This window comes from Martinezella lusitana, from assembly GCF_016901135.1.
Classification (GTDB): Bacteria; Pseudomonadota; Alphaproteobacteria; order Rhizobiales; family Rhizobiaceae; genus Rhizobium; species Rhizobium lusitanum_D.
The window spans coordinates 227,263-251,085 of the sequence record NZ_JAFEVL010000020.1 but is presented as its reverse complement, the minus strand read 5'-3'; the positions used below and the strand labels follow the sequence as shown (position 1 = coordinate 251,085).

The 23,823-nt window shown below is 60.6% G+C and carries 27 protein-coding genes; 13 read left to right on the top strand and 14 right to left on the bottom strand.

The window, feature by feature from the left end:
• Positions 1 to 3: 3 nt before the first annotated feature.
• Complete coding sequence (locus JTP94_RS08320) at positions 4 to 423, bottom strand: DUF983 domain-containing protein (RefSeq protein ID WP_204850051.1); 420 nt, start codon at positions 421 to 423, stop codon at positions 4 to 6.
• Positions 424 to 572: 149 nt separating this feature from the next.
• Here JTP94_RS08320 and JTP94_RS08315 point away from each other — a divergent pair, with 149 nt between their 5' ends.
• Complete coding sequence (locus JTP94_RS08315; RefSeq protein ID WP_204850050.1) at positions 573 to 1,223, top strand: chloramphenicol phosphotransferase CPT family protein; 651 nt, start codon at positions 573 to 575, stop codon at positions 1,221 to 1,223.
• 22 nt (positions 1,224 to 1,245) lie between these two features.
• On the opposite strand, the gene JTP94_RS08310 is transcribed toward JTP94_RS08315, so the two are convergent.
• The 7 genes from JTP94_RS08310 to coxB form a co-directional block, all read right to left on the bottom strand.
• On the bottom strand, positions 1,246 to 2,055 hold the full coding sequence (locus JTP94_RS08310) for a hypothetical protein (RefSeq protein ID WP_204850049.1): 810 nt from the start codon (positions 2,053 to 2,055) through the stop codon (positions 1,246 to 1,248).
• Between the two features lie 156 nt (positions 2,056 to 2,211).
• Entirely contained in the window at positions 2,212 to 3,090 is an 879-nt protein-coding gene (locus tag JTP94_RS08305) for a cytochrome c oxidase subunit 3 (protein ID WP_204850048.1), read from the bottom strand.
• Positions 3,091 to 3,153: 63 nt separating this feature from the next.
• Positions 3,154 to 3,765, bottom strand: coding sequence for a cytochrome c oxidase assembly protein (locus tag JTP94_RS08300; RefSeq protein WP_204850047.1), 612 nt, complete (start codon positions 3,763 to 3,765; stop codon positions 3,154 to 3,156).
• A 9-nt stretch (positions 3,766 to 3,774) separates the two neighbouring features.
• Positions 3,775 to 3,915, bottom strand: coding sequence for a hypothetical protein (locus JTP94_RS08295; protein WP_034508275.1), 141 nt, complete (start codon positions 3,913 to 3,915; stop codon positions 3,775 to 3,777).
• On the bottom strand, positions 3,912 to 4,871 hold the full coding sequence (locus JTP94_RS08290; RefSeq protein ID WP_204850046.1) for a heme o synthase: 960 nt from the start codon (positions 4,869 to 4,871) through the stop codon (positions 3,912 to 3,914). The genes JTP94_RS08295 and JTP94_RS08290 overlap by 4 nt, the downstream gene beginning before the upstream one ends.
• A gap of 58 nt (positions 4,872 to 4,929) precedes the next feature.
• On the bottom strand, positions 4,930 to 6,624 hold the full coding sequence (gene ctaD / locus JTP94_RS08285; protein WP_204850045.1) for a cytochrome c oxidase subunit I: 1,695 nt from the start codon (positions 6,622 to 6,624) through the stop codon (positions 4,930 to 4,932).
• Positions 6,625 to 6,639: 15 nt separating this feature from the next.
• Positions 6,640 to 7,530 (bottom strand): cytochrome c oxidase subunit II, encoded by an 891-nt coding sequence (coxB, locus tag JTP94_RS08280; protein WP_204850044.1) that lies wholly within the window; start codon positions 7,528 to 7,530, stop codon positions 6,640 to 6,642.
• A 340-nt stretch (positions 7,531 to 7,870) separates the two neighbouring features.
• Between coxB and JTP94_RS08275 the strand changes: the two genes are divergently transcribed.
• Together JTP94_RS08275 and tldD are read left to right on the top strand one after the other, a co-directional pair.
• Positions 7,871 to 8,491 (top strand): invasion associated locus B family protein, encoded by a 621-nt coding sequence (locus JTP94_RS08275; RefSeq protein WP_037198632.1) that lies wholly within the window; start codon positions 7,871 to 7,873, stop codon positions 8,489 to 8,491.
• A 63-nt stretch (positions 8,492 to 8,554) separates the two neighbouring features.
• On the top strand, positions 8,555 to 9,970 hold the full coding sequence (tldD, locus tag JTP94_RS08270; protein WP_204850043.1) for a metalloprotease TldD: 1,416 nt from the start codon (positions 8,555 to 8,557) through the stop codon (positions 9,968 to 9,970).
• Positions 9,971 to 9,989: 19 nt separating this feature from the next.
• Here tldD and JTP94_RS08265 read toward each other — a convergent pair whose 3' ends face one another.
• Positions 9,990 to 10,298 carry a pyrophosphatase gene (locus tag JTP94_RS08265; protein ID WP_204850042.1) on the bottom strand — a complete coding sequence of 103 codons (309 nt, stop codon included), beginning with the start codon at positions 10,296 to 10,298 and terminating at the stop codon, positions 9,990 to 9,992.
• A 106-nt stretch (positions 10,299 to 10,404) separates the two neighbouring features.
• On the bottom strand, positions 10,405 to 11,694 hold the full coding sequence (locus JTP94_RS08260) for a D-alanyl-D-alanine carboxypeptidase (RefSeq protein WP_204850041.1): 1,290 nt from the start codon (positions 11,692 to 11,694) through the stop codon (positions 10,405 to 10,407).
• 227 nt (positions 11,695 to 11,921) lie between these two features.
• On the opposite strand from JTP94_RS08260, the gene JTP94_RS08255 reads away from it, so the two are divergent.
• The gene (locus JTP94_RS08255) at positions 11,922 to 12,977 is read left to right on the top strand and encodes a polysaccharide deacetylase family protein (protein WP_204850040.1); all 1,056 of its coding nucleotides are present in this window, start codon (positions 11,922 to 11,924) and stop codon (positions 12,975 to 12,977) included.
• Between the two features lie 25 nt (positions 12,978 to 13,002).
• Here the strand turns inward: JTP94_RS08255 and pdxH are convergent, their stop codons facing one another.
• Positions 13,003 to 13,623, bottom strand: a complete 621-nt coding sequence (pdxH, locus tag JTP94_RS08250) for a pyridoxamine 5'-phosphate oxidase (protein WP_204850039.1) — start codon at positions 13,621 to 13,623, stop codon at positions 13,003 to 13,005.
• Positions 13,624 to 13,687: 64 nt separating this feature from the next.
• On the opposite strand from pdxH, the gene JTP94_RS08245 reads away from it, so the two are divergent.
• The 4 genes from JTP94_RS08245 (at position 13,688) to JTP94_RS08230 (ending at position 17,156) form a co-directional block, all read left to right on the top strand.
• Positions 13,688 to 14,146, top strand: a complete 459-nt coding sequence (locus tag JTP94_RS08245; protein WP_204850038.1) for an RT0821/Lpp0805 family surface protein — start codon at positions 13,688 to 13,690, stop codon at positions 14,144 to 14,146.
• A 296-nt stretch (positions 14,147 to 14,442) separates the two neighbouring features.
• Entirely contained in the window at positions 14,443 to 15,600 is a 1,158-nt protein-coding gene (locus JTP94_RS08240; protein WP_204850037.1) for a DnaJ domain-containing protein, read from the top strand.
• Positions 15,601 to 15,722: 122 nt separating this feature from the next.
• On the top strand, positions 15,723 to 16,541 hold the full coding sequence (gene fabI, locus JTP94_RS08235; RefSeq protein WP_034508294.1) for an enoyl-ACP reductase FabI: 819 nt from the start codon (positions 15,723 to 15,725) through the stop codon (positions 16,539 to 16,541).
• 18 nt (positions 16,542 to 16,559) lie between these two features.
• Positions 16,560 to 17,156 carry a histidine phosphatase family protein gene (locus tag JTP94_RS08230; protein WP_204850036.1) on the top strand — a complete coding sequence of 199 codons (597 nt, stop codon included), beginning with the start codon at positions 16,560 to 16,562 and terminating at the stop codon, positions 17,154 to 17,156.
• A 113-nt stretch (positions 17,157 to 17,269) separates the two neighbouring features.
• Here the strand turns inward: JTP94_RS08230 and JTP94_RS08225 are convergent, their stop codons facing one another.
• Positions 17,270 to 17,530, bottom strand: a complete 261-nt coding sequence (locus tag JTP94_RS08225; RefSeq protein WP_068384882.1) for a DUF1344 domain-containing protein — start codon at positions 17,528 to 17,530, stop codon at positions 17,270 to 17,272.
• A gap of 309 nt (positions 17,531 to 17,839) precedes the next feature.
• On the opposite strand from JTP94_RS08225, the gene aroC reads away from it, so the two are divergent.
• Together aroC and ribB are read left to right on the top strand one after the other, a co-directional pair.
• On the top strand, positions 17,840 to 18,937 hold the full coding sequence (gene aroC, locus JTP94_RS08220; RefSeq protein WP_204850035.1) for a chorismate synthase: 1,098 nt from the start codon (positions 17,840 to 17,842) through the stop codon (positions 18,935 to 18,937).
• Positions 18,938 to 18,947: 10 nt separating this feature from the next.
• Positions 18,948 to 20,051 (top strand): 3,4-dihydroxy-2-butanone-4-phosphate synthase, encoded by a 1,104-nt coding sequence (gene ribB / locus JTP94_RS08215; protein WP_204850034.1) that lies wholly within the window; start codon positions 18,948 to 18,950, stop codon positions 20,049 to 20,051.
• A gap of 124 nt (positions 20,052 to 20,175) precedes the next feature.
• Here ribB and JTP94_RS08210 read toward each other — a convergent pair whose 3' ends face one another.
• Positions 20,176 to 21,366 (bottom strand): winged helix-turn-helix domain-containing protein, encoded by a 1,191-nt coding sequence (locus JTP94_RS08210; protein WP_204850033.1) that lies wholly within the window; start codon positions 21,364 to 21,366, stop codon positions 20,176 to 20,178.
• A 107-nt stretch (positions 21,367 to 21,473) separates the two neighbouring features.
• Between JTP94_RS08210 and JTP94_RS08205 the strand changes: the two genes are divergently transcribed.
• The 3 genes from JTP94_RS08205 to JTP94_RS08195 are packed head-to-tail and all read left to right on the top strand — an operon-like array spanning position 21,474 to position 23,339.
• Positions 21,474 to 22,151, top strand: coding sequence for an energy-coupling factor ABC transporter ATP-binding protein (locus JTP94_RS08205; protein WP_204850032.1), 678 nt, complete (start codon positions 21,474 to 21,476; stop codon positions 22,149 to 22,151).
• The gene (locus JTP94_RS08200) at positions 22,151 to 22,753 is read left to right on the top strand and encodes an energy-coupling factor transporter transmembrane protein EcfT (protein ID WP_204850031.1); all 603 of its coding nucleotides are present in this window, start codon (positions 22,151 to 22,153) and stop codon (positions 22,751 to 22,753) included. The genes JTP94_RS08205 and JTP94_RS08200 overlap by 1 nt, the downstream gene beginning before the upstream one ends.
• A 28-nt stretch (positions 22,754 to 22,781) precedes the next feature.
• A complete protein-coding gene (locus tag JTP94_RS08195; protein ID WP_204850030.1) occupies positions 22,782 to 23,339 on the top strand; it encodes a biotin transporter BioY in 558 nt (185 codons plus the stop codon).
• Between the two features lie 39 nt (positions 23,340 to 23,378).
• Here JTP94_RS08195 and JTP94_RS08190 read toward each other — a convergent pair whose 3' ends face one another.
• Positions 23,379 to 23,780, bottom strand: a complete 402-nt coding sequence (locus tag JTP94_RS08190) for a thioesterase family protein (protein WP_204850029.1) — start codon at positions 23,778 to 23,780, stop codon at positions 23,379 to 23,381.
• Between the last annotated feature and the right edge of the window lie 43 nt (positions 23,781 to 23,823).

Genomic DNA, 23,823 nt, shown 5'->3' with positions numbered 1-23,823 from the left:
GACTCAGTCACGACTGATCTGCCCTTCACTTGCTTTGTGGCGATACTGCAGCGCTATCAGAATGCCCTTGCACCAGCGCAAGGACAGCAGCGACAGAATGATGGTGAGCGGCGCAAACAGCACGATATAGACCCAGACCGGCGGCGCATAATTGATCTGCATCCACAGGACCAAACCGATGACGATGAAGCCGACGATCAGGATGACGAAGACCGCCGGTCCATCGCCGGCATCGGCAAACGTATAGTCGAGATTGCAGGCGGAGCAACGCGGCTTTATCGACAATAATCCATCGAAGAGCTTGCCATGGCCGCAACGCGGACAACATCCCTGGATGCCGACCTTGAACGGATCGACGGGAGCAAAGAGGGTGCTGTCATCATGGGGTGCCCCGTCGGGGCCTTTGTCTTGCTCTGAGGTCAAAGTTCGGTCTCGATCGGCCTGCCATTGCGGACGAGCATGCTGATCTCGCCCCTGTCATCATCAGTAGCGGCGATGGGTGCGTCCGTCCAATCGAAAAGCTTCGACATCGCCTCGTTCGAGCCGGAATATATGCGAAAGAGACCTATTTCATGGAACACAGCGACGGTGGCTCAGCGGGTCGCATCATCATCCTGAACGGTGCGCCGCGGTCCGGAAAATCCAGCATCGTCGAGGCCATCCAGGCCGGATTCGACGGCATGTGGATGAACCTCGGCGTCGATGCCCATATCAGGCACATCACGCCGGCGCGCTATCGTCCGGGGATCGGCCTGCGCCCGGGCGGTGAGCGGCCCGATCTCGAACCACTCATTCCGCGCTTTTATGCCGCACTGTATGCGTCGATCGCCGCTCACAGCCGCATGGGCTTGAATGTCGTCGCCGAGTTCGGCCATCACGACGCCTATTCGCGCCCGCTCGGCATTGTGGCGGATTGCGCCAGGCAATTGGCCGGGCTGCCCGCTCTGTTCGTCGGCGTGCGCTGTTCGCTCGATGTGATAATGCAGCGGCGGCTGGCGGAAGGCCCGGAGAGGCAAGACAGCTACGTTCCGGTCAGTCCGGATATGGCGGTTCCGGCACCGGTGCTTGCCTGGCAGGAGCAGGTGCATAGACCAGGGATTTACGATCTTGAGGTCGACACCTCAACGAATAGTCCTCAGGCATGCGCGGAAGACATCAGGCAGGCTCTCAATCGTGGCATTCCACGACCGTCAGCATTCGAGCGGTTGGCAGCCGGTAGCTGATCAAGCGTAGCGCATCACGGTCCTAGGATTCGAGCAACCGGATATAGCGTTCAGCGGAACGGGCGACACTGTCCTTTGCGTTGCTCGATATGAACTTGTCTCTCCAGGGGCCGTAGATGCGATCGAAGCGTATTTCTACTGCGCGGTCTGCGATACGCCGAACTTCACGTGCCGGCAACGGGATCAGATTTGGGAAGGAATACATAAAGGTAACCCACCCTCTCTCGGCGACCACGTGAATGGTGTCGCCAACAAGCAGGGCGCCCTTCCCGCTAGCGCCGCCCTGCCACTCCAGAACGCTGCTCCCTTCGAAATGTCCGCCGAGCCGATGCAGGGCAATGCCAGGCAACACGTCATGGCGATCACCCTGCCAAGGCTGAATATGCGCACTCGGGCGCGTAACATAGGCAAGATCGGCCTGGTGCAGCAGGATCGGCACGCCACCCAGGGCTTCGCTCCACTCCACCATGCCGGTGTAGAAATGCGGGTGAGACAGGCAGATGGCCTTGATGCCACCGAGCTCCAGAATGCGATCGCGTGTTTTCTTGTCGAGGATTGCAGTGCAATCCCAAAGGATATTTCCATGGGGGGAAAGCACCAGAAGCGCCCTTTGCCCGATACCGATCGCTGGGGAAACGGCGATTTCGATCAGGTTCGGTTCCAGCTCGCTCCATTCATTTGCATGCGTGGTGACCAGCGCTTCCCGCGCAAGCCATTCCTGGCCGCCTTCAGGAACAAATTGCCGTTCATCCTCGCAAATAGGACAGCTCGCGGGAGGGGCGTCGTTCGGCGGGAAGTGTGCTCCGCATGTCTTGCAGATCCAAATGGCCAACGGAGCAAACCTCCACGAGACGACAGGGGTCCGAGAGCTGTGGCGAGCGAATTGATCTCGTGGCTCTCTCGAAAAAAAAGCCGCCGCAAGAGCCTCGAATAAGGATGGCTTTTGCGGCGGCGGTTATTTCACATTTCGTCTAGGTATCAGCCGACCTTAGCCGGCCGCGACCGGCGCACCCCAGCTGCCCCAGATATAGATGCAGAAGAACAGGAACAGCCAGACGACGTCGACGAAGTGCCAATACCAGGCGGCGGCCTCGAAGCCGAAATGCTGCTTCGGGGTGAAATCGCCCCTGATGGCGCGGCCGAGGCAGACCAGCAGGAAAATCGTGCCGATCAACACGTGGAAGCCGTGGAAACCGGTCGCCATGAAGAACGTCGCGCCATAGATCGAGTTCTTGAACTCGAAGGGTGCATGCGCATATTCGTAGGCCTGCACGCAGGAGAACAGCGCGCCGAGCAGGACTGTCAGCGTCAGGCCCTGGATCATGCTCTTGCGGTCGCCGTGCAGCAGCGCATGGTGCGCCCAGGTGACGGTCGTGCCCGACAGCAGCAGGATGATGGTGTTGTAGATCGGCAGGTGCCAGGGATCGAGCACCTCGACGCCCTTCGGCGGGAACTGGCCACCGAGGAAGGCCGTGCGCGACGCCTGGATCGCCTCGTTCGGGAACAGGCTGACGTCGAAATAGGCCCAGAACCAGGCGACGAAGAACATCACCTCGGAGGCGATGAACATGATCATGCCGTAGCGCAGGTGCAGCGAGACGACGCGTGTATGGGCGCCCTCATGCGCCTCCTTGATCGTGTCCGACCACCAACCGTACATGACGTAGAGGATGACAGCCAGGCCGATGAAAAACAGCCAGGGCTGGGCAAAGTTGATCCCGAACAGATGCAGCGCGCCGCCATTGAGGTAGCGCATGAAGCCGACGCCGCCGAAGGTGATCACGAAGGCCCCAATGGCCGCAATGATCGGCCACGGGCTGGGATCGATAATATGATAATCGTGTTTCTTCTGATGCGCTTCGGCCATGTCAGCAATCCCCGAATAACTTTTTCCCATATTGCTTCCGGTGAAACCGAAAAGCACTCTCCATCAAAGTTTTTTTTCCGCCGGCTGCACTGCGCCGTCATTCGATGCCACGGGCTTTGCGCCCTCCCGCGGGTAGAATGTGTAGGACAGTGTCAGCGCGTTGATCGTCTTGGTTTCCGCAGCCTTGGTGATTTCAGGATCGACGTAGAAGACCACCGGCATCTCGCGCTTTTCCCCGGGCGCGAGGTCTGTTTCATTGAAGCAGAAGCATTGGACCTTGTTGAAATAGACACCGGCTTCGAGCGGCGTAACATTGAAGATCGCCTGGCCACGTTCCACCTTGTCGGACTTGTTTTCCACCAGGAACTTGACCTCGATCGTCTCACCGATCTTCGGGTTCACCGATTTTTGCACCGGCTTGAAATCCCAGGGCAGGCCGGGCGCGACATTGGCGTCGAAGGAAACCTGGATCGACTTGTCGAGAATGACGCTGGATACCTGTTCCGTACGCTGCGTGGTGCCGTTGTAGCCAGTCACCTGGCAAAACATGCGATAGAGCGGCACGGCGGCGGCACACATGGCGCTCATGCCGATGACGAAGCTCAGGCACATGGCAACGACCAGCCCGTTGTTACGGCTGCCGGTTCTTGCGCTCTTCGTGACCTCCTCCTCCATCATCCCTCCTCAAACGTGTCCGGTGCCGACCTTGATGATGGTGATCGTGTAGAACAGGATCACCAGGCCGGCCAATACCAGGCCGAGCGCTATGTTGCGCCCTCGCCGCGATTTCTTCTGCGCTTCTGTCAATTTGACGAGGTCGATCATAGCCAGCCTCCGCCGCCGCTCGACATCAACACGGCAACGAGCCGGTCGATCAGCAGCGCGGAAAAGATCGCAAAGAGGTAGAAGATGGAAAAGCCGAAGAGCTTCTTTGCCGGAACCATCTTCTTGTCGCCATCGGCCATGCGCCAGACGGCGATGGAACAGTGCACGAAGATCGCGCCCAGCACTGCTGCGACGACACCGTAACCCAGGCTCGCAAAGCCCATGAAGGCCGGTACCACGCCGACGATGGCGGTCAGCACGGCATAGACGACGATCTGGTTCTTGGTCGTCGGGATACCAGCGACGTTCGGCAGCATCGGGACACCGACGGCCTCATAGTCGCCTATCTTGAACAGGGCCAGCGCCCAGAAATGCGCCGGCGTCCAGAGAAAGATGATGAGGAAGAGCACAATGCTCTCGATCGACACACTACCGGTGACGCAGGCCCAGCCGATAACAGGCGGAAAGGCGCCGGCGGCGCCGCCGATGACGATATTCTGCGGCGTCGAACGCTTCAGCCACATCGTGTAGATGACGGCATAGAAGAAAATCGTGAAAGCGAGGATCCCGGCGGAGAGCCAATTGATGGCAAGACCGAGGATCACCACCGAAAAACCTGACAGCACGAGGCCGAACGCCAGCGCTTCAGACGCTTTAATGCGGCCCGATGGTATCGGCCGGCGCGCGGTGCGGCTCATCACCGCGTCGATATCGGCGTCATACCACATGTTCAGCGCGCCGGATGCACCGGCACCCACGGCTATGCAAAGAATGGCGATGAAACCGAGAACGGGATTGAGATGACCGGGCGCCAACACCAGGCCGGTAAACGCAGTGAAGACGACCAGCGACATGACCCGCGGCTTCAAAAGCTCGAAATAATCGCGCGCACTCGCTTCCGACAAGCCGGTTTCGCCTTTCTTTGCGAGCGCTTCGTGATTGTCGATGACCGTCATACTCTCTTCCAATTGTCAATTGAGCCGGACGCCGCTCATCACGGCGTCCGGAAACAGGCTACTTGATGCGCGGCAACTCTTCCCACTGGTGGTGCGGCGGCGGCGACGAAAGCTGCCACTCGAGCGTGGTTGCACCCTCACCCCAGGGATTGTTGCCTGCAACGCGCTTCTTCACGAATGCATCTATAACGCCCCAGAAGAAGAAGCAAACGCCTACAGCTGCGACATAGGAGCCGATGGAGGACACGAAGTTCCATCCCGCATAAGCATCCGGATAATCGATGTAGCGGCGCGGCATGCCCGCGCGGCCGAGGAAGTGCTGCGGGAAGAACACCATGTTCACACCGACGAAGGTGATCCAGAAGTGCCAGTTGCCGATCCGCTCGTTGTACATGTAGCCGGTCATCTTCGGGAACCAGTAGTACCAGGCAGCGAAGATGGCGAAGACGGCGCCAAGCGACAACACATAGTGGAAGTGTGCCACTACAAAGTAGGTCGCGTGCAATTCACGGTCGAGGCCGGCATTGGCGAGCTGAACGCCGGTGACGCCACCGAGCGTGAACAGGAAGATGAAGCCGAGCGCCCAGATCATCGGCGTGCGGAACTCGATGGAGCCGCCCCACATCGTCGCGATCCACGAGAAGACCTTCACGCCGGTCGGAACCGCGATGACCATCGTCGCGAACACGAAATAGCGCTGCGTGTCGAGCGAAAGGCCGGTCACATACATGTGGTGGGCCCAGACGACGAAGCCGACCGCGCCGATCGCGACCATGGCATAGGCCATGCCGAGATAGCCGAAGATCGGCTTGCGCGAGAAGGTGGAGATGATGTGGCTGATCATGCCGAAGCCAGGCAGGATCAGGATGTAGACTTCCGGATGACCGAAGAACCAGAAAAGGTGCTGATAAAGCAGCGGATCGCCGCCACCTTCCGGCGAGAAGAACGTCGTGCCGAAGTTGCGGTCGGTCAGCAGCATGGTGATCGCGCCGGCAAGAACAGGCAGCGACAGGAGCAGCAGGAAGGCGGTGACCAGCACCGACCAGGCAAACAGCGGCATCTTATGCAGCGTCATGCCCGGAGCGCGCATGTTGAGAATGGTGGTGATGAAGTTGATCGCGCCAAGGATCGACGAGGCGCCGGCGAGATGCAGCGCGAAGATCACCAGATCGATCGCCGGGCCCGGATGGCCGACGGTACTCGACAACGGAGCATACATCGTCCAGCCTGCGCCGGCACCGTAAGCACCCGCGGGACCCTCGACGAACATCGAAAGAATGAGCAGCAGGAAGGCGGGAACGATGAGCCAGAAGGAAATGTTGTTCAGGCGCGGAAACGCCATGTCCGGCGCGCCGATCATGATCGGCACCATCCAGTTGGCAAAGCCGCCGATCATCGCCGGCATGACCATGAAGAAGATCATGATCAGCGCGTGCGCCGTCACGAAGACGTTGTACATCTGCTTGCCGCCATCGAGGGCAGCATCGCCCGAATAGCCATAGACCATGGACGCCAGACCGCTGAAGATCTGAATGCCGGGTTCCTGCAATTCCATGCGGATGGCGACGGACAGGAGGAAGCCGATCACGCCCGCGAAAATCGCGAAGATCAGATAGAGCGTGCCGATGTCCTTGTGATTCGTCGAATACAGCCATCGCTCGGCGAAGCTCGGCGTGTGGGCGTGATGATCGTCATGCGCGTGAGCGTCCTGAAGATCGTGCGAATGATCGTCGTGTGCCGTGGATCCAGCCATTGTTCCTACCCCTCCTTATTTCGCCGTGTTTTCAGCGACCTTGACGGTTGCCGGTTGGTCGACGGCGGCCATCAGAGCCTTGTTCGCCTTGTTCAGATCAGTTGCAGCGGAGGCCATCCACTGCTTGTACTGATCGTCGGAGACGACACGGATGGCGATCGGCATGAAAGAGTGATCCTTGCCGCAGAGCTCGGAACACTGGCCGTAAAACAGGCCTTCACGGTCAGCCTTGAACCAGGTCTCGTTCAGACGACCAGGAATAGCGTCGATTCTGATGCCGAAGGCGGGCATGGCGAAGGAATGGATGACATCGGTCGGCGCGGCAGTGACGAGAACACGGACGTTCTTGCCGATCGGCACCACCATCTCGTTATCGACGGCGAGGAGCCGAGGATATTTCGACTTGTCTTCCTTGCCGGCGGTCGCCCGATCCGGCTCCTTCAACATGAACGAATCGAAGGCGAGCGGCGTCGCACCGCTGTTCTCGTATTCATAGTTCCACTGCCACTGCGTCGCCGTCGCCTTGACGGTCACGTCCGTCTGCTCCGGGAAAGTCAGCTGATCAGTGAGAAGGTTGAAGGAAGGAATAGCCAGGAACAGAAGGATGAGGACAGGACCTATGGTCCAGGCGACCTCGACCAGCGTGTTGTGGCTCGTCTTGGAGGGCACCGGGTTCTTGGAAGCCCGGAACTTCACGATGACGACGACCAGAAGGACGAGAACAAACAGTGTGATCGGAATGACAAACCAGAGCGTGTATGCCTCAAACCAGCGGATTTGATGCATATTGCCGGTTGCCGCCTCCTGCATACCGGTTTCCCAAGGTCTCGGCTGATCAGCATAACTGCCTGTCGCGAAAAGCAGACAGATCAGAGCCGTCAGAGCCGCGTAAGCTCTCTTAATCACGATGTCTCTCCCTCCAGCGTTTGATCCCAGATCAACCTCAAACGCAGTATCCCTACAGTCTATTGCGCTTCAAACCACAGTTTGGGGTACTCCGCAACAACTCCCGCCATTTGTTAGTGCGGCATTTTTGCGCGAATATGCTGTCCCCTTTTGCCAGCCGGACATGGCAAGCATTTCATCATCATACGAAAAATTGCATCGCGGTCCATGGCGCCACACGGACAAAATGGAGTACACGTCGTATTTCCGCCGTAGTCGATTGGAATCCAGCACGCGGGGCTTTTCATTTGCCAGCCTGGGCTTCAACAATATCGGCACTGATTCGAATCTAGAGGTTTCCATGGGTTTTCGTTCCCTTGCCCGGCTTTGGCTTGTTACCGGCAGCATCGCGGCATCGATCGCTGTGCCTGCATGGGCGCAGCAGGCACAGCAGACTCAGCCGGCGCAGCAGACCCAACAGCTGCAGCCCCAGCAGCAGGGCCAGCCGCAGCCGCATACGCAGCAAGTTCCGACCAGCCAGGTTCCACAACCTCCGGGCACGGTGCGCTCGAGCCACGGGGCCTGGTCCGTCGTCTGCGACAAGCCGGCGGGTGCTTCGGCCGAGCAGTGCGCCCTGATGCAGAACGTGATCGCCGAGGATCGCCCGGAGATCGGCCTTTCCGTCGTGGTGTTGAAGACCGCTGATCGCAAGTCCAAGATCCTGCGCGTGCTCGCGCCGCTCGGCGTGCTTTTGCCGAACGGCCTCGGCCTCAATATCGACGGCAAGGATATCGGCCGCGCCTATTTCGTGCGCTGCTTTGCCGACGGCTGCTATGCGGAAGTCGTGCTCGAGGACGAATTGCTGAAGACGCTGCGCAGCGGCGCCACCGCGACTTTCATCGTCTTCCAGTCACCGGAGGAAGGCATCGGCATTCCGGTCGATCTGAAGGGCTTTGCCGAAGGCTACGACGCCCTTCCCTGACGGCATGGACTTGCTCTTGCGCCATGCGAAGCCTACATCCGCTCTGAACGGAGCACCTGACCCATGAATACCGATCTCCTTACTCTTTTCGATGCCGATGAAACCAAGCTGCGCGGCATCGTCGCCGAGGCGCTTTCGGGCGCCGATGACGGCGAGCTCTTCGTCGAGCATGTCCAGGCGGAATCGCTGACATTCGACAATGGGCGGATGAAGGGCGGCAGCTTCAACACAGAACAGGGCTTCGGCCTGCGCGCCGTCGCCGGCGAGGCCGTCGGCTACGCCCATGCGGGCGATCTCTCCGAAGCTGCGCTGAAGCGGGCCGCCGATGCCGTGCGCGCCGTCACGACGGGTTACGCCGGCTCCTATGCGGCCGCGCCACAGCGCACCAACAAGGTTCTCTACAGCGACGAGAACCCGATCGGCGCGCCGACATTCGAGGATAAGGCGAAGCTGCTTCAGCAGATCGACAGCTATCTGCGCGACAAGGACGGCAAGGTGCGTCAGGTGACGGCATCCATCGCCGCAAGCTGGCAGGTGGTCGACATTCTGCGCGCCGACGGCCATCGCGTGCGCGATATCAGGCCGATGACGCGCATCAATATCTCCGTCGTCGTGGGTGACGGCGACCGGCAGGAGTCCGGTTCCTTCGGCACGGGCGGCCGCATCGGTTTCGGCGATTTCATCACGCAGGACAACTGGCGCCACGGCGCCGACGAGGCACTGCGCCAGGCACTCGTCAATCTGGAGGCGATCGATGCCCCCGCCGGCACGATGGATGTCGTGCTCGGATCCGGCTGGCCTGGTGTGATGCTGCATGAAGCCGTCGGTCACGGGCTGGAAGGCGATTTCAACCGCAAGAAAACATCGGCCTTTGCCGGACTGCTGGGTCAGATGGTCGCCGCACCCGGTGTCACCGTCGTCGACGACGGCACGATCGAAAGCCGCCGTGGTTCGATCACGGTGGACGACGAAGGCACGCCTTCGGCCTATAACGTGCTGATCGAGAACGGCAAGCTGGTCGGCTACATGCAGGACCGGCAGAATGCCCGGCTGATGGGCATGAAGGCGACGGGCAACGGCCGCCGCCAGGGCTATGCTCACACGCCGATGCCGCGCATGACCAACACCTATATGCTCGGCGGCGACAAGACGCCCGAAGAGATCATCGCCTCGGTGAAGAAGGGCGTCTACGCCGTTTCCTTTGGCGGCGGCCAGGTGGACATCACGTCAGGAAAGTTCGTCTTCGGCTGCACCGAGGCCTATCTGATCGAGAACGGCAAGGTCGGCGCGCCGATCAAGGGCGCCATGCTGATCGGCAACGGGCCTGACGCCATGAAGCGCGTCTCGATGATCGGCAACGACATGAAGCTCGATACCGGCATCGGCAATTGCGGCAAGGGCGGCCAATGGGTCCCCGTCGGCGTAGGCCAGCCGCATCTGAGGATGGATCAGGTGACGGTGGGCGGGACGAAGGCCTAGACCGCCCCGCCCCTCACCCTCAATCCTCACGAGGGCGAAAGCACCATTTGCGCTCTATTGCGGCAGCAAGATCGAGGCCGTTTCGGTGGGCGAAGAGCAAGACATGGCCGAGCAGATCGGCCGTTTCGTCGGCGAGCGCCGTCGCCAGTTGTTCGTCGCTCATGCCCTTGCGTCGCCCGCGGCCTGTCGTCTTGTTCCAGATCTGCGTCAGCTCGCCCATCTCCTCCTGAAGTTTCAGGAGGAACCAGTCGTCGTCGCGCTCCAGGCCGTTGTCGGCGGCATAGGTCGCAGAGGCCGTTTCGAATTGCTGCATCAGATCGGATAGCATCTATCGTTCCCTCTATGTTCCAGGTATTAGTGAACGATTCCATACAAAAAGTCGAGCCGGCGGAGTTTTTGCCCCGCCGGCTCGACTTTTCAAACTCTTGCTATGCTCAGCCCTTGTTCGGCAGCAGCATGCAATCGAAATCCTTGCGCTTCAGCGCAGCACAAGCCGAGCTTGCGTCGTCACGGGTGGAGAAACCAACGAAACGAGCGCGATAGACCGTGTTGCCACCCTTGCCGAACGCCTCCGTATAGGGCGAGGCGTTGGCGAGAGCATTGCCAGTCCGAGACTTCGCCTCGGACAGAAGGTCCTTGGCGGCCTGTGCGCTCGGGGTCGCGGCGATCTGCACCTGCCAGCCGCCGGTCGCAGCAGGCTTGCCGGCACTCATGATTTCGTCCATCGCGACGGGACGATCCATCGGCACGGTGACGTTCGACGTGGTGGCATATGCCAGCGGAGCGACTGGAACGACCTCCAGACGCTTGCGCGTCGTGGCGGTGGTCTGCGCGTCGATATCCACGGCGACATCGTCGGACGCCGATGCCACTTCGACCTGCTTCGTTCTCACATTGCCGATGCTTGCAACAAGCCGCGATGTCGAAACCGAGCTCGCCTTCGGCACATTGCGATCAAGCAGCGACGCCATCAGGGCATCTCGGCTGCGCGCAGTCGCGCCGCCCATGACGACGCCGATCACGCGACGGTTGCCGTCACGCACGGCGCTGACGATGTTGAAGCCGGAGGCGTTGGTGTAGCCGGTCTTGATGCCGTCCATGCCCTCATAACGATACATGAGGTTATTATGGCCGCGAACGTAATGGCCACGATAGTTGAAGCTTGCCTGCGAGAAGAGCCGGTATTCCTGGGGGTAGTTGTTGATAAGGGCGACGGCAAGTGTCGACATATCGCGGGCGGTGGTCACCTGCTGCATGTTCGGAAGGCCCGAAGCATTCACGAAAACGGTGCGGCGCATGCCGAGTTCGCGTGCCCTCTGCGTCATCAGCCGGGCAAAGCCGCTTTCGCTGCCGCCAAGAGCTTCGCCCATCGCAGCGGCTGCATCATTGGCTGACTTGATGATCATGCCGTCGACGGCTTCGCGCACGGTGACCGTCCCGCCGGGCTTCAAGCCGAGTTTGGTCGGGGGCTTGGAAGCGGCGGCGTTCGACACCGGGATCCTGGTGTTCCAGCTCAGCTTGCCGCGATGGATCGCCTCGAAGGCCAGGTAAAGCGTCATCATCTTGGTCAGCGATGCAGGATGGTTGAGATCATCCGCGTTGCTTGATGTCAGCACCTTGCCGGTCTTCGCGTCCATGATGAAATAGGCACTGCCCGCGAAGCTTGCCGCAGGAGCGCTCAATAGCAAGACGGCCGCCGACAGGGCCATCAAAAGTCTTTTCATAATTGTCCCCAACCGAATGAATGCCAACACACCGCATCAATCCCTGTATGATTTTGCGACAAAAAACCTGATATCGGTGCGATATTGAGGCAACAGCCTCGATAGTTCCTCAATTTTGCCTTTCCTGGTAAAATAACCATTAACGCATTGGAAATACGGCAAAGATTCAGTAAGACTTAACGGAGGATGCGCTAAAGCCTTGACATTCGTCAACCGGGTCAAGCCGCATGGAACCAGGCATCAAGGTCCGCCTCAAGCGCACGATGATCTCCGGCGGGCTGGAAGTTGCCGCAATTCTTAAGGGCGCGGGCCTAATGCGTGACGTTGCCGGCATGGGCGTCATATTCACCCTGCACCATGTTCGCCCCGCCCTTGCCCGCCGCTTCGCCCCCAATGCGCATCTCGAGGTTTCGCCCGATTTTCTCGACCGCACGATCGTCCGGTTGAAGCAGGATGGCTATGATTTCATTGCCCTCGATGCGCTGCCGGAGCGGGTGGCGAACGCTCACGGCAAACCGCCCTTCGTCGCTTTCACGCTCGACGACGGCAATCGCGACAATCTCGACCATGCCCTGCCGATCTTCGCCCGCCACGACACGCCGTTCACCGTTTTCGTTGCCCAGGGGCTTTCAGAGCGGACCCATAGCCTATGGTGGGAAACGCTGGCCGTGCTGCTTGGCCGGCTGGATCGGCTGACCTTCGATTTCGGTGCCGGTGAGGAATTTCTGCCGCTCGGCAAGGAGAGCCAGCGATACGCCGCCTTTGCGCGCTTCGCCGCCTTCGTTCATGACAGCGACGAAACCGAAGCCATCGCCCGGATCGATGACGTTGCGCGAAAGACGGGACTGGAGCCGCTCGACATCGTGAGCGCGTCGATCATGGACCGGACGGAGTTGAGGCATCTCGCCCGTCATCCGCTGGCTTCGCTCGGCGCGCATAGCGTGAGCCACCGGGCGCTGGCCAGGCTGCCCGAAGCGGAGGCTGCGGTCGAAATGGCGCTCTCGGCCGACTATGTAGCCGATATTACGGGACGGCGGCCGATGGCGATCGCCTATCCCTATGGCACGGCCCAGGCGGTCTCGTCGCGCGAAGGCAGCCTTGCCGCGGAGCTCGGCTTCTCGGTCGGCGTTACGACACGCCCCGGAACGATTACAGCAAACGGCAATGCCCTCACGCATTTGCCGAGACTATCCCTGAACGGTCATTACCAGAAGGCGCGCTACGCCTCGGCCCTCGCCTCCGGCATCCCCCTGCGGCTGATGGGTCGCAGGGAAACGGCGTAGGCCCGCCGCCGGATTGGCGTAGACCTTACGGATACATCCGCACCTTTTGCCAGGCGCCTTCCGGCACGTCGCGGCGAAATTCGATGCGGTCGTGCAGGCGGAATTGGCGATCGTGCCAGAATTCGATCGACAGCGGCCGAATACGGAAGCCGGACCAATAGGGCGGGCGTGGAATGTCGCCTATGACATAACGGGCCGTATATTCTGCAACAGCCTTTTCCAGCGCAAACCGACCCTCCAGAGGACGAGACTGTTTCGAAGCCCAGGCGCCGATGCGGCTGCCCCGCGCCCTCGTCTTGTAGTACTCATCGGCCTCCTTGTCGCTCACCACTTCAACCAATCCGCGCAGGCGCACCTGTCGGCGCAGCGATTTCCAGTGGAAACACATGGCTGCTTTCTTCTGGGAAAGAATTTCTTGACCTTTCTGGCTTTCGAAATTCGTATAGAATACGAATCCGTCGCTATCAAAACCCTTCAAAAGGACCATGCGGACATTTGGCAATCCATCCTTATCCACCGTTGCCAGGGCAACCGCATTCGGATCATTTGGCTCTGTGGTCTCTGCTTCGCGCAGCCAGGCCGCAAAAAGAGTGAAAGGCTCGTTCTGTTCGGTGAAGTCACCGCTTGTTAACTCGTTTTCCGACATATTAGTTCAAATACTCCGCAATTCCTAAAAATCGCCAGCCCCTCAGGCAGGCCAAGATATTCGGGTGGAAGTCATAGCAAAGTCGACCGTTCATACAAAGCGCAAGCTTGCAAAAGGCGTGACGACGGCTGTCGCCCTTGTCTCCTTTTTCACCCTTGGCGGCTGCGTCGGCGGCGGCATGGACTATCTGAGCTCGGCCAAGGTCGACCGCAGCGTATCAACGGGCACGGTCCCGACTGCTCCGGTGACCACCGACAGTATCTCCGACGAAGCCACAGTGCGCAACGCTGTGACCTCGGCGGATCTTCACAAGCTCAACGGGCAACCCATTCCCTGGGCGAATGCCTCCACCGGCAGCGCCGGCGTCATCGACACGATCGTTGAGAACAATGCTGCGGGTCTTGTCTGCCGCCAGTTTCGCACGACCCGTCATTCCTATGACGGCATCGCCAATTTCTCCGGCCGGACCTGTCTCGTCGGTCAGGGCGAATGGCAGTTGCTGAGCTTTCAGCAGGCCGGCTGACCGCCGCTCCTCTCTCTTTTTCCTGCTCGCGAAGAGACCTGGCGGAACAATGCGTTCCGCATCCAATCCCATATCCGGCAGCGATCGTTAGTAATTGGCTAACCATCCCCGAAGATGGAGGGCGCCACCCCCTGTCCGACGTAACGCCTGATTAGCAACTATTCCCGCAGGATCAGCTCGTACGCGCATCGACCTTGCCCCTCCGGGGACGCGAGAAAACGAGGTGCGGTCGTTGTGTTTTTGTTTCGGGGTGCCGCCGTGGGGCCAGGCACCTCCATAAGACGGTGGCTACAGGAATGCGCGATCCTTACAAGATACTAGGCGTAAAAAGAGATGCCGAGGCGAACGAAATCAAGGCAGCCTGGCGAAATCTCGCAAAGACCGCCCATCCCGATCACAATATGGGAGATCCGACGGCAACGGAGCGCTTCGCCGAAATCGGCCGCGCCTATGAAACGTTGAAGGATCCGCAAAAGCGCAGCCGCTACGATCAAGTCGCCCGTATGGCCGAAGCGAAGGGCCAGACCGCGGAGCAGACCATCATGCAACAGCGACAGGCTGCCCGTGAAGCCGCGGAGCGCGCCAGGGTTGCCCGCGCCAATGCCGAAAAGGTCATGGAGGAGCTTGCCCGCGCAAACGCCCGCAAGGCAGCGGCAGCCGCCGCTTCGGGCCAGCAGGCCGGCGCAGGCGAGACGCCCGAAGATATGGTCGAGCGCATCTTCGGCGTGAAAGCCGGCCGCGCGCAGCAGGACCAGGCTGCACCCGAGATGAGCGCGCAACAGGCAGAGAAGCAGCGCGAGCCGAACGCGGCCGCGATGGAAGAACAGCAGGCGGAAGAAGAGCAGCTGGCAACGGCGACTGCCTCGGTCGGAGCCCGCTCCCCCTTCGGCATCCTCGGCTCCATCGTGCGTCGCTTCACGGGCAGCGTGCCGGACAAGGCGCCCGAAAAGACCCCGGAGGTCGCGGCCGAAGCGACTGTGACGCTCGACGATATGCTGAAGGGGCGATGGATCACCGTTCCGCTATCCGATGGTCGCGAGGCGCGCTTTCAGGCGACGACGGATATTGGCAACGGCCAGGTCCTTCATCTGAAGGGACAGGGATTGAAGCTTCAGGGGATGCTGCGTGGCGATGTGGCGGTCACCGTCCATCTCTCCACCGACGCGCGTTTCACACTCGACGGCCATGACATCCGCACGACGCTGCCCGTTACCATCGAAAATGCAGTGCTCGGTTGCGAGACGACGGTCGAAGGATTGAGCGGCCCGGTCAAACTCACGGTGCCCGCCTGGTCCGGTTCGGATCAGATTATCCGTGTCCACGGCGAGGGATTACCGGACGGAAATGGCGGAAATGGCGATCTCATCGTGGAATTGCGACTGATGCTGTGGGAAAAACCGGATGATAAGATCACCGATTTGATGCGCAGCATGCGCGAGGGCCTTTTCCTGTGAAATTTTGGTGAAAACAGCACCCTTTGTTACGATCCCTAACAGTTGATGATCTTTACGATGCTTGAACAGGGGGACGGCCTATGCCATAGGCAGGATCATTCGAAAGTTCAAGGGAGCAGAATATGGCTCAAACCACTGGCCTCATGGCAGGCAAGCGCGGCGTCATCCTCGGCGTAGCAAACAACCGTTCGATAGCGTGGGGTATTGCCAAGGCCTGTTCGGAAGCCGGAGCCGAAATAGCATTGACGTGGCAGGGCGACGCCTTGAAGAAGCGCGTCGAGCCGTTGGCTCAGGAGCTGGGCGCCTTCATGGCCGGCCATTGTGACGTTACCGAGCCCGCGACGATCGATGCAGTCATCGACGCGCTGGAAGCGAAATGGGGCAAGATCGATTTCGTCGTGCACGCCATCGCCTTCTCCGACAAGGATGAGCTGACCGGCCGTTACCTCGATACCAGCCGCGATAACTTCGCGCGGACGATGGACATCTCCGTCTATTCCTTCACCGCCGTAGCCCAGCGCGCCGAGCGAATCATGAATGATGGCGGCTCGATGATCACCCTGACCTATTATGGTGCAGAGAAGGTCATGCCGCATTACAACGTCATGGGTGTCGCCAAGGCAGCTCTGGAAGCAAGCGTGCGCTATCTCGCCGTCGATCTCGGCGGCCGCGGCATTCGCGTCAACGCGATTTCGGCAGGCCCGATCAAGACGCTCGCCGCTTCCGGTATCGGCGATTTCCGCTATATCCTGAAGTGGAACGAGTACAACGCGCCGTTGAAGCGGACCGTGACGATCGACGAGGTCGGCAACTCGGCACTTTACCTCCTGTCCGACCTGTCGACGGCCGTCACCGGCGAAATCCATCATGTCGATTCCGGCTATCACACGGTCGGCATGAAGGCTGTGGACGCGCCCGACATTTCCGTCCAGAAGGACTGATCAACAGGAAATCTGACCGTGCCGCCCATCCTCTATGTGATCCGACACGGTCAGACCGACTGGAATGCCGAGCGCCGTCTGCAAGGGCAGAAGGACATCGACCTTAACGCCATCGGCCGAGAACAGGCGCGGCAAAATGGCATCGACCTTCGCGAAATCCTCGCATTCGAAAACCGGTCTTTCGATTTCATCGCAAGCCCGCTGCGCCGCACCCGCGAGACCATGGAGATCGCGCGGGAGGCCATGGGCCTGCCGCCCAAGGATTATCGCACCGACGAACGGCTGGTCGAGGTATCCTTCGGCGCCTGGGAAGGCTTCACGCTTAGGGAATTGAAGGCTGCCGAACCCGAGCGCCTTGCCGAGCGCAAGGCCGGCAAATGGGATTTCATTCCCCCTGGCGAAGATGCGGAAAGCTACGAAATCCTCTCCTGGCGCGTCGGCTCATGGCTGACCTCAGTCGAACGGCCAACCGTCTGCGTCACGCATGGCGGCGTCATCCGCACATTGTTCCGTCTGGTCGGCGATGTCGCAAAGGAAGAGGCCGCCGAAATCCCGATACATCAGGATCAGATCCTGAAGGTCGATCTGCAGATGAAGATCATCGGCTGGATCTGAGGCAGTCCCGGAAAACTAGGCGGCAGCTTTCTTTCCGGAACCGGATAAAACAACACGTCAACACAGCCGGTGACACGGTTCACGAGCCGCCAGTTGTGCGGCGGCATCAATATTTACTGAACGATGTCGAGATCGTTGACGACGCGTTTGCCGTCGACCTCAGTGTAGAAGACAACCACCTTCACGCCGGCCTTCAGACCGTTGAAATCGAAATCCTCCGGCACCTGATAGTTCTTGCCGTCGTCCAGCGTGATGCTGAAATTCTTCGTATCGACCTTCTTGATCGTGGACTCGACATCAGCGCTTTCGGCAAAGGCCGCGACGGGAGCAAGCAGGCTTGCCGTGGCCAAAAGCGTCGCTACAAAAAAGCGCATGGTCGTACCCTTTTACGTCAGTTCGATTTTGATTTGTTATGCAGCCTAAAGAACACTTCGAATATGGCAGAAATTGCCCACAACGGTGGCGTTGCTTGCCCAATTGATGAATGCATCGTCACAATCCACAGTGCGGCTTAATCTTTGTTTACCATGCCGATGAGGCAATGGCAGAGGTTCGAGGCTGGCTCTCCGCCATCTCGGAAAGAAAGATTTTGTCTTGCAGGCTTTTTGTCCTATGAGTGTGCCGCAATCGCAAGAGACAAGACGCGGTCTGCCCGACAGGCCGCACCAATCCGGTCGTTTTCCATGTCGCACAATACATTCGGTCATCTTTTCCGTGTCACCACCTGGGGCGAAAGCCACGGGCCGGCGCTCGGCTGCATCGTCGACGGCTGCCCTCCCGGCCTTCGCTTCAGGCTCGAGGATATCCAGGCCTGGCTCGACAAGCGCAAACCCGGCCAATCGCGCTTCGTGACGCAACGACGCGAGGACGACCTCGTCAAGGTGCTGTCCGGCGTGATGATGGACGAGGACGGCGAGACGATGATCTCGACGGGCACGCCGATCTCGATGCTGATCGAGAATACCGACCAGCGCTCGAAGGATTATGGCGAGATCGCGCGCCGCTATCGCCCGGGCCATGCCGATTATACCTATGACATCAAATACGGCATTCGCGACTATCGCGGCGGCGGCCGATCGTCTGCCCGCGAAACGGCAGCGCGGGTTGCCGCCGGCGGCATCGCCCGCCTCGTCGTGCCCGGCGTCACAGTCCGCGGCGCGCTGGTGCAGATCGGCAAGCACAAGATCAACCGCGCCAACTGGGATTGGGCGCAGGTGAACCAAAACCCGTTCTTCGCCCCCGATCCGGCGATCGTGCCGGTATGGGAGGAGTATCTCGACGGCATCCGCAAGGCTGGCTCCTCGGTCGGCGCCGTGGTGGAAGTCGTGGCCGAAGGCGTGCCGGCGGGTCTCGGCGCGCCGATCTATGGCAAGCTCGACCAGGATATCGCCTCGCTGCTGATGTCGATCAATGCCGTCAAGGGCGTCGAGATCGGCGAAGGCTTCGCGTCCGCCGAACTGACCGGCGAGGAAAACGCCGACGAAATGCGTATGGGCAATGACGGCAAGCGCATTTTCCTGTCCAACCATGCAGGCGGCATTCTGGGCGGCATTTCCACCGGCGAGCCTGTCGTCGCCCGCTTCGCTATCAAGCCGACCTCCTCGATCCTGACGGAGCGCCGGTCGATCGATGCTGATGGCAACAATGTCGACGTGCGCACCAAGGGGCGGCACGACCCATGCGTCGGCATTCGCGCCGTGCCGATCGGCGAAGCGATGGTTGCCTGCGCCGTCGCCGATCATTATCTGAGAGATCGCGGCCAGACGGGCCAGCAGAGATAGGGATTTCTTGATGCCTTACGACCAGAAGCGTGTTGTCGATGCCATCCGGGCTTTTGAAGCCGGCGAAATCGTCGTCGTCATGGATGACAACGACCGCGAGAACGAGGGCGACCTGATCGTCGCCGCGGTCCATTGCACGCCGGAAAAGATGGCCTTCATCGTTCGCCATACATCCGGCATCGTCTGCACGCCCATGCCGCGCGAGGAGGCCAAGCGCCTGAACCTCAACGCCATGGTGGCGGAAAACGATTCAGCCCATACGACCGCTTTCACCGTCTCCGTCGACTTCAAGCACGGCACGACGACGGGCATTTCCGCAGACGACCGGACGCTGACGGTGCGCAACCTCGCCAATCCGAATGTCGGCCCTGCCGATTTCGTCCGCCCCGGCCATATTTTCCCGCTCGTCGCCCGCGAAGGCGGCGTGCTGATGCGCTCGGGCCATACGGAAGCCGCGGTCGACCTCTGCAAGCTCGCCGGACTGCCGCTGATCGGCGTCATCAGCGAACTCGTCAATGACGACGGCACGGTGACGCGCGGCCCGCAGGTGGTGGAATTCGCCGAGCAGCACGGGCTGAAGCTCGTCTCCGTCGCCGATCTCATCGCCTATCGCCAGCGCAAGGAAACGCTGATCGAACTCGGCACTAGCTTCGATATCGACACGCCGTTCGGCAAGGCGCGCGCGCATACCTATTCGCTGCCCTGGGACACGATGCAGCACCTTGCCGTCGTCTTCGGAGACATCCGGGACGGTGCCGACATTGCGGTGCGCCTGCATCCGGAAAGTGTTGCCGAGGATATCTTCGGCAAGCGCCGCCCTGTCGATTTCTACATGAAGAAAATTGCCGAGGAAGGCCGCGGCGTCATCGTTTACCTGCGCGAAGGCTCGGTCGGCGTCGGCCATTTCGACAACGGCCGCAAAGCGCGCCAGGCCGAGCGTGAAAGCCATGCCGAGGCGCAAGCCCGCGACAGCGAATGGCTGGAAATCGGCCTCGGCGCACAGATCCTCAAGGATCTCGGCGTCAGCTCCATCAAGCTGCTCACCAGCCGCGAGCGACACTATGTCGGCCTCGAAGGCTTCGGCATCAAGATCGCCAAGACAGAGATCTGCTGATTTTCACCCTCCACTTGAGGTAGGGGTCGGAGCAAAGCTCCGGGGTGGGTTGATCCTTCGAAATCTCGGGTTGTCACCCCCACCCGCGCGTTCCGCGCGACCTCCCCCCTCAAGGGGGAGGTGGTTAGCCCCGCCAGCCCTCGAGAAACACGACCTTCTCGACGCCGGTGAAACGGGCGACACGCTCCAGCTCCGCTTCCAACCTCTCAAGCCGGCCGACGGATGCCTTGACGCCGGGCTCCAGCCACAGACGCTTGACGTCCAATGTACCCGCCTTGCGGTCGGCCTTCATGTCAATCCGGCCGATCAGCCGGTCGCCTTCCAGCAGAGGGAAGACGTAGTAGCCGTATTCCCGCTTGGGCTCCGGCACGAAAATCTCGATGCGGTAGAAGAAACCGAAGAGGCGTTCGGTGCGGTTGCGGTCGCGCAGCACCGGGTCGAAGGGACTGAGCACGCGGATACGCGCCGGCGCTTCCGGATAACTGTCGAGCGTGGCATGGAAGTCGGTGAACGCGAAGGAGGGGCGCGGCTTGCCGCCGATGGCCGGTTCGATCAGCATTTCCGTCAGTTCGTCGCGATGTGTCTCCACCCATGTCTTAGCTTCCTGCGGCGTCACCAGATCCCAGAAGGCAGCAATTTCGCCTGAGGTGGCAAAGCCCAGGCGCTGCAAAGCGCTGCGGCAAGCCCATTCGACGAACTCCTCATGATCGACCTCCGGTGTATGGACATGATCCGGCAAGACGCGCTCGACCAGATCATAGACCTTCTGGAAGTTCGTGCGACCGGCGATCGCGAATTTGCCGGTGCGCCAGAAATATTCGAGCGCGGTCTTGTTCGGATGCCAGTTCCACCAGCCGCCCGAGACATGGCCGTCCGCCTTGATCTCACGCGCCATGATGGCGCCGTTCTTCAGCACACGCTCGTAGGTCTCTTCAAAAGCAGACTCGAAGCCCTCACCGCGCCATTTGCGCCACCGCTCGACGAGCGCCAACTCCTCGCGGCGGAACCGGTGCTTCCAATAAACGAAGAAAGCGCTCGGCAGGATCGAGGCGTCGTGCGTCCAATGTTCGAACAGCGCACCATCTTTTTCGAGCAACTCGGTCAGATGTTCGCGTCGATAGGTCTGATTGCGCGAGAACAGGATCTGGTGATGCGCCCGCTCGACGGTGCCGATGCTGTCCACCTGCACGAAGCCGATGTCGTGGATGAGCTGCAGCAACCCCGCCTTGGTCAAGGCGCGGTTCGGCGGATTGGCAAGCCCCTGCTTGGCAAGGAAGACGCGGCGGGCGTCGCGATTCGAAAGCAGATTCGTCATAAGGGGATCATAGGCATAAATTCCCATGCTTTCAAACAGCCCGCGATTTGATAAATGACCGCGATGCGCTATAGGACCGCGACACCACCACGGAACAGGGAAGCCGCTTGGATATCCGCTTCGACAATGCCGGCGTCGACTATGGCAAACGGACCGCGCTCTACCCGCTGAACCTGACGCTTCAGGAGAAGCGCGTCGGGATCATCGGCCTCAACGGTTCCGGCAAGACGACCTTTGCGCGGCTGATCAACGGGCTCGCCAAGCCGACCACCGGCCGCGTCGTCGTTGACGGGCTCGATACGGCCAACGATGCCGCCTCCGTGCTCGGAAAGGTCGGCTATATCTTCCAGTCGCCGCAGAACCAGATCATCCTGCCCATCGTGCGCGACGACATCGCCTTCGGGCTCAAGGCACGCGGTTTGGACAAGACGCAGATCGAGACGGCGGTGGACGGCATCCTCGAACGGTTCGGTGTCAGCCATCTCGGCGCGCGGCGTGCGCATGAACTTTCGGGCGGCGAGCTGCAGATGGCCGCCCTCTGCTCGGTGCTCGTCACCGGCCCCGACATCCTCATCCTCGACGAACCCACCAACCAGCTCGACTTGAAGAACCGGGCGCTGGTGCAGAGGACCATCGCAGCGCTGCCGGAAAGCGTCATCGTCATCAGCCACGACCTGCCGCTGCTCGAGGATTTCGACCGCGTGCTGCTATTCGATCAGGGCCGCCTCGTTGTCGACGCACCGGCGGCGGAAGCCATCGCCCGCTACAAGGAGATGGCGAGCTGATGCAAACGCTGCACGTGGACGCGGATACATGGATGCATCGGCTGACACCGCGCGTGAAGCTCGTAACGCTCGCCGCGCTCGGCATTCTATTGTTCCTGACGGATTCCACCGCGCTGCTCGGGCTTGCGAACCTCATCGGTGCCGGCCTCTATTTTCGCACCGGCCTTTCTGTCGGCGAGGCATTGAGGCGGCTCCGTCCGATCCTCATCTCCATTGCCGTGCTTACGCTCTTGAACCTGTTCTTCAGTCCGTTTCACCTTGTCCTCGTGGTGGCGCTGCGGCTGACCGCGCTTGCGCTGTTTGCAGCCACTGTAACGGCGACGACATCGACGGCCGCCTTCATCGACGAAATCACCGTTCTTGCGACGCCACTCGAGAAGATCGGCTTGCTCAGGGCCGCGGATATCGGGCTTGCGGTCGGGCTCGTCCTGCGTTTCGTGCCTGAGATTCTCGACCGCTATCGCGCCATCCGCGAAGCACACGAAGCGCGGGGGATCAAAATACGCCTGGCAACGACGCTTGTGCCGCTGATCATCCTGACGCTGCGCGACGCGGACAATATCGCGGCTGCGATTGACGCGCGCGGCATTCGGCGGCATTGAACATAAATCTTTTTCGGATGGAGCCGCCATGAATACCCGCGATCTTGTCCTCTCCGCACTCTTTGCCGCCATCATCGTGGCGCTCGGCCTGCTACCGCCGATCCCGATCGGCATCATTCCCGTGCCGATCACCGCGCAGTCGCTTGGCGTGATGCTGGCCGGCGTGGTGCTCGGCGCCCGGCGCGGTACGATTGCGGTGCTGATCGTCGTCCTGCTGGTGATAATCGGCTTGCCGGTACTATCGGGCGGCCGTGGCGGCCTTGCCGTCTTTGCAGGCCCGACGGCGGGTTTCTTCATCGGCTGGATATTCGCTGCCTTCGTGACAGGCTATCTCTCTGAGCGGCTGGTGAAGCCGGAGCAAAGCAGCCTCAACCAGGGCATCGGCTTCTTCATCGCCGCCGTCGTCGGCGGCGTCGTGGTGCTCTATGCCTTCGGCATTGCCTGGCTGGCCATCAACATCGGCTTCACCAAAGCGTTCTTCGGCTCCCTGGGCTTTGTGCCCGGGGATCTCGTCAAGGCGGTTGTTGCAGCTCTGGTCGGCCGCGCCGTCATGGCCGGCTATCCGCTTCTGCCGCAGCGGAGCTGAACTCGGCTCAGGGCGGAAAAACCGCAGCCGGCGAGCGCGTCACGTCAGATATTTGTAGAGCCAGTCGCGGGTGTCCTCGGGCAGCGGCACGGGGTCATTCTCGTCGCCGCGCACGGCGAGCCAGAGAATCTCGACCTCCGCCGCCAGTTCATTGCCGGTCTCGACCATGACGACGAAGCCGACGGACTTGCCGCCGATCTTGTTGACGCTGATCGAGAAGCGGGCAAGGTCGTCGTAACGCAAGGCCCGGTGCAGGACGCAGGAGGCCTTGGTGGCGACATAGGCCGGTTCATCGTCGACCAGCGGCCGCGTGCGCCAGAAATTCGAGAGCGCCGCCTCCGCCTGCGAGATATAGGAGGCGATGAACATATGACCGTGCCGGTCGACATCACGCGGCGGCACTCTCAACTCGATGACATCGGATCGCTCTACACTCGTCATCCCGTGAAAACCCTGTCCGACGCCATGCGCATCTTAATGAAAG